General features: G+C 66.6%; 3 protein-coding genes and 1 tRNA gene. All 4 read left to right on the top strand.

The window, feature by feature from the left end:
• Positions 1-329: 329 nt before the first annotated feature.
• Positions 330-1,775, top strand: coding sequence for a glutamate--tRNA ligase (locus FJY88_11565; GenBank protein MBM3287969.1), 1,446 nt, complete (start codon positions 330-332; stop codon positions 1,773-1,775).
• A 99-nt stretch (positions 1,776-1,874) separates the two neighbouring features.
• A complete protein-coding gene (locus tag FJY88_11560) occupies positions 1,875-3,329 on the top strand; it encodes a hypothetical protein (GenBank protein MBM3287968.1) in 1,455 nt (484 codons plus the stop codon).
• Positions 3,330-3,380: 51 nt separating this feature from the next.
• A tRNA-Glu gene (locus tag FJY88_11555) sits at positions 3,381-3,455 on the top strand.
• A gap of 424 nt (positions 3,456-3,879) precedes the next feature.
• The coding region (locus FJY88_11550; protein ID MBM3287967.1) for a hypothetical protein at positions 3,880-5,422 on the top strand (1,543 nt) is incomplete at its 3' end.

Below are 5,422 nucleotides of genomic sequence, written 5' to 3'. Positions count from 1 at the left end.
TCCGGGCATCGCCGCCCGGTCCGTCCTCTCTTCTGGAATCTTCCATCTGTCGCTCCAATCCGGTGCGCTGCCGCGCGGGGATCGCGCCGCGTCATCCGATCGCGGTTCGGGGAAATGGATGCGGGAACACTAGGCCAGACGAGGCCGACTGTCAATCGCGCGGTCGCAATCGCGCGGTCGCAATCATGCGGTCGCAATCATGAGGTCGCGCCCGAGCGAGCCGAGCATGGGAACGGCGGCGGCCTTGCCGGTCGATCCGCTCGCTGCTATCGTCCGCCTGATCGGCCTTCCGGTCCGAGATGCAGCTAGGCGAGGCGAGGAGTCTGACCATGAGCGAGACCGTGCGCGTCCGTTTCGCGCCGAGCCCGACAGGCCCGCTCCACGTGGGCGGGCTTCGGACGGCGCTCTACAACTACCTGTTCGCCCGAAAGGCCGGCGGGGTCTTCGTCCTGCGCATCGAAGACACCGATCGAGCCCGATTCGTCCCCGGGGCCACGGAGCAGCTGATCGACGCGCTCGCGTGGGCGGGGCTCGTCCATGACGAGGGCCCCGGCGCCGGGGGGCCGTTCGGGCCCTACTATCAGTCGCAACGCCTGCAGCTCTACACGGCCGCGGCCGAGCGCCTCCTCGCGGAAGGGCGCGCGTACCCCTGCTTCTGCACGCCGGATCGACTCGAGGCGATGCGGAAGGATAAGAAGGACACCCGTTACGACCGGGCCTGCCTTCGGCTCTCCGCGGGAGATGCGCACGCCAGGATGGTGTCGGGGGAGCGCCACACGGTGCGCATGAGGATCCCCGACGGCGCGACGGTCGAGGTCGATGACTTGGTCCGAGGCCGCGTCGGCTTCGGATCGGACACGATCGACGACCAGGTCCTCCTCAAATCGGACGGTTTCCCGACCTACCACCTGGCCAACGTCGTCGATGATCACGAGATGGGGATAACGCATGTCATCCGCGGGGAAGAGTGGCTGACGAGCGCTCCCAAGCACGTCCTTCTCTACCGGTTCCTGGGATGGGATCCGCCTCGGTTCGCGCACCTTCCTCTGCTCCTGAACCCGGACCGCTCCAAGCTGAGCAAGCGGGTGGGGGACGTCGCGGTGCAGGACTATCGCGCGCAGGGCTATTTCCCCGAGGCGCTGATCAACTTCGTAGCGTTCCTCGGCTGGAACCCGGGCGACGAGCGGGAGATCTTCTCCCTGGAGGAGCTTGTCGATGTCTTCTCGCTCGAGCGCGTGAACAAGTCGGGAGCGATCTTCAATCTCGAGAAGTTGAGGTGGTTCAACCAGGAGTACCTCGCCAGAAAGCCCGTCGAGTCGATCGAGACCGAGCTTCGTCCGCTGCTCGTTGAAAGAGGGTGGACGGCCTTCGACTCCGCCTATGTTCATCGCGTCATCGATCTCATGCGCGAGCGTCTGGCCTTCGTGCACGACTTCCCTGCGCTGGCATCCTGGTTCTTCGTCGATCCGGAGTCGTACGACGGGGAGACGGTCGCGAAGCGGTGGAAGCCGACGAGCCCGGCGCTCCTCGCCAAGCTCCTGCCCAGGCTCTCGGCCGCGCCGGCATTCGACGCGCAGTCCCTGGAGCGGCTCGTCAAGGACTGCGCGGCGGAGGAGGGAGTCGGAGCGGGGGAGCTGATCCATCCCCTCAGGCTCGCCGTCAGCGGTGTCGGCAAGGGCCCCGGCCTCTACGAGATTCTCGAAGCGCTCGGGCAGCGGACCTGCGCGCGCCGCGTCGGCCGAGCGATCGAGGCTCTCGGCCCCGGTGCGGCGTGATGCCGGGAGCCTTTCCCCAGACGTTCCCCGGAGCCCGGCGCCGCCGAACGAGAGCCTGCCCATTGCGCCTTTCGCTCGCGCTCTGCTAGCTTCCGCGCCATGGGAACAAAGAGCGTTCTGAGGGAGCTTGAGTTCGGAGATGGCGAATCGCATGTGCGCATCTTCGAGGAGACGGACCCCGAAAACCTTGCCTCCGAGATCTCGAGGCGCCTCTCCCGGCGGGCCACGGAGGACGATCTCTACCTCGCGGGAGGGAGGGCGGCGGTCCGCTCGACGCGCTACGAAGGGCTCGGCTCCGGAAGGGTGCCGCATGGGCTCTTCCTGCTGCGGTCGCACAGGGAGCTTGGTTCTAGGCTTCCCGCCGATCTGAGGCCTTACCCCCTTGTCGCCGCCTCTCGGCGGATCCACACGGAGATACGCGATCCGGCCTTCGGTCCGGGGCGTCTTCTGGCCTTCGCCCCGCACGCCGACGGAAGCCGGGAGGAGATCCGCGACGCCTACCTGGACGCGGTCCGCTTCGGGGACACGGATGTCGCCGACCACATCTTCGCCTGGCTCTTCGCGAACATCTCTCCGGAAGATGTCGCAGATCTGCTCTGGACCGGCGGTCTCCATGGAGTCGGTCTCGGGAGCTTCAAGCTGACCGGCGCCCTCGAGGTGTTCCTCTTGCTGCAGGCGCTGGGCTGGCACAACGGCGAAGTCCTGCTCCGCGGCGTCGTGCGCCACCAAGCGCACCGCCTGGCCGGGGACAATCCCTTCGACCTCATCCGGGATCTGATCGAGGCGGAGGATCTGCTCTCCAGGGCGAGGCGCCGACTGCCGGGCGAGCGGGGTCGGGGAGAGGACGATCCGGGCGGCGTCTGGGACCTGGCGCTCAAGTGGGCGTCATCGCCGCCGCACGCCCGCACGGAGCTGGCCGTGAGGGCTCTCGGGGGCGACTGGGCCCTCGAGGACTACTGGGAGGCCGTCTCGCTCGGAACCGCCGTCATGTTCCTCGGCGCGTCCGTTTCGGGGATGCCTGTGTCGCGGGCGGCGCAGATGGCGGTCGCCACCTACGGCTTGCGCGGGATGATCCGTTACGGCGGCCTCAGCCAGAAGGTCCTCGCCAGTCTCCTCGCCGGCCGGACGCCGGAGTTCGCCTCCCTCGATCCGGGTTGGATCGATGTCGGCGTGCGCCTTCTCGAGGCAGGGCTCCGGGCGTCGCGGGTGTCAGCCGATCAGCTCGGTGGAGCCCTCGAGAACTGGAACGCCGAGCTCGCCCTCGGCTGCATCGCTTCCACTTCCGCCGACGCGGCAGGCTTCTCGAACGCGATCTCGATCATCGATCATCGTCTCGCCTTCCTCCACGGCCTGGAGGGGCTCGGCCCCGCATTCCACCTGGCCCAGTGCGAGGCCTATCAAGCCGGCCGATCGCAGCATCGATGGGTCCATGTCGCGTGCAGCGCCTGGCTCTGCGCGATCTGGCCCGACCGGGGGCTTCTGGACGAGCCCGCGCTCGCCGAGCTGGCCGATCGCCGCAGGCGGAGTCTCGCGCGAGGGAGGAAGGGACGCTAGGTGCGAAGTCGGTTGCCAGCCATCGGGCGATTCCGTAAGATCGCGGGTCGAGGCGCTATCGTCTAGGGGTCAGGACGGATGGTTCTCAGCCATCAAACCGGGGTTCGAATCCCCGTAGCGCTACCAAGCATCAGGGGCCGGGCCGGAAGGCCCGGCCTCATTTCGATGCCGGGGTTGTCGCCTCACGAACCGAGCTGAAGAAGCGGCAGCGCTCTCGTGGAGCCCACAGTCCTCCTAACATGTTGCTGGATAGTGAATTGCGGTTGCAGCCGACCGAAACGCCAGGCTCTGGATCTTTCCCCGGCCGCTTCGCGAATCGTTTCTTCGAAACGGCGCGGTCGGGCTCGATAGATCACCTGGAGAGGGCGGCGATGCCTGAGCCCGCCGGCTGGGAGGGGCGCGTTCTCTCTTGCGTCCGATAGGCGAAAGTGCTATATTTTGCTTGGCTTAAACGACGTCGACCTCGGCGAAGGATTGACCGTCGCGGCGTCGAGACGCGTGCACGTTTGCTTAGATCCAAGCCACCACCGCTCCACAAGGAGGGCGCCTCATGAACCGTTCGCTATTGTTTCTCACTCTCCTTCTCTGCGCAGTGACTGCGGCTGCCACCGCGCAGCAGAGCATTGTCATCAACGAGATCCTCTATGACGACGCTTCGACGGATGACGTGAACTGGGTCGAGCTGAAGGGAACTCCCGGGATGTCCCTCAGCGGCTACCGCGTCGTCGGGGTCGATGGCGCCACCGGCTGCCCGACCTACCAGCCGATTTCCCTCACGGGCTACACGATGCCGGCCGACGGGTACTTCGTCATCGCGCAGAGCAACCTCGTTCCGAACTACGACCTCGTCAGCACGGCCGCCAACTATCAGAACGGGCCTGACAACGTCCAGCTCCAGTATGGCAGCGACCCCAACTGGACAGTTGTGGACGCGCTCTGCTACGGGACAGGCGGGTGCTTCGCCGGCGAAGGGAGTCCGGCTACCGATCCTTCCGCCGACATCTCTCTGGCGCGGTGTCCCAATGGAAACGACACCAACGACAACAGCGTCGACTTCGTCGCTGACAACAGCCCCACGCCGGGCACCGCCAACGACGCGAGCTGCGGCCCGCCCGTTCCCGAGGATCGCAATCTGTGCGAGATCGCGGCCGACGATCCCACGACGCTGAGGCCCGCTCTCGAGAACCACTACGTCCGCGTTCACGGCGTCGCGCTCACCTCGAGCTACAACTGGCAGACGACAAACCTCGAGTTCCAGATCGCCGATGAGAGCGGCTGCTGCGTCACCGTCTTCAAGGGCGGCGCCACGACGCCGGTCATCGAGAGAGGGGACTTCGTCCAGGTGCTCGGAACGGTCGGTTTCTACAACGGCAAGACCGAGGTGACCGACCCCTATCTCGTGATCACCGTCCAGAGCACGGGCAATCCGCTGCCTCCGCCGACGGTCATCACGACCTTCGAGCACTCGGTGAACGGCGAGAGATACGAGGACTGCCTCCTCCAGTTCGTCTGTGTGAGTCTCACCGGCGAGACATGGCCTCCGCCCGGCTCCGACGCGAATCTCCAGGTCAATGACGGCACCGGCGCGACTACGATGCGGATCGACAAGGAGACCGACATCGATGGATCACCCGAGCCGGCCGGGCCCTTCACGGTGATCGGGATCGGGACTCAGTACGACACGACTTCGCCCTACTCGAGCGGCTACCAGTTCCTGCCGCGGGCGCTGACGGACTTCTCGGACTGCATCGGCGCCTGCTGCGACCTCACGACGGGGCAGTGCCACTTCATCGCCTATAACCAGTGCGTCCCGCCGATGGTCTGGTTCGGCGGCACATGCGAGCCGCAGAATCCGTGCCCCGCCGTGCCGGTGGGGGCTTGCTGCTTCGAGGACGGCCACTGCGAGCTGCTGACGCAGGCTCAGTGCAATGCCGCTCCGGGCCACATTGCCTGGCTGGGCGAACTGACGGTCTGCGAGCCGGTCAATCCGTGTCCGCAGCCGGGCGCTTGCTGCGACCTGGCGACGGGCGCCTGCTACTTCGTTCTCGAGCAGTTCTGCGCGCCGCCGCTGGTCTGGTTCGGCGGCCCCTGCC

Source organism: Candidatus Eisenbacteria bacterium (assembly GCA_016867495.1).
Lineage (GTDB): Bacteria > Eisenbacteria > RBG-16-71-46 > CAIMUX01 > VGJL01 > VGJL01.
The sequence above is the reverse complement of the archived record's forward strand: the minus strand, read 5'-3'. Positions and strand labels throughout refer to the sequence as shown.

Bases quoted from the DNA above. Each gene is read 5' to 3' on its own strand.
- FJY88_11560 (MBM3287968.1), top strand. From the start codon at position 1,875: ATGGGAACAAAGAGCGTTCTGAGGGAGCTTGAGTTCGGAGATGGCGAA.
- FJY88_11565 (MBM3287969.1), top strand. From the start codon at position 330: ATGAGCGAGACCGTGCGCGTCCGTTTCGCGCCGAGCCCGACAGGCCCG.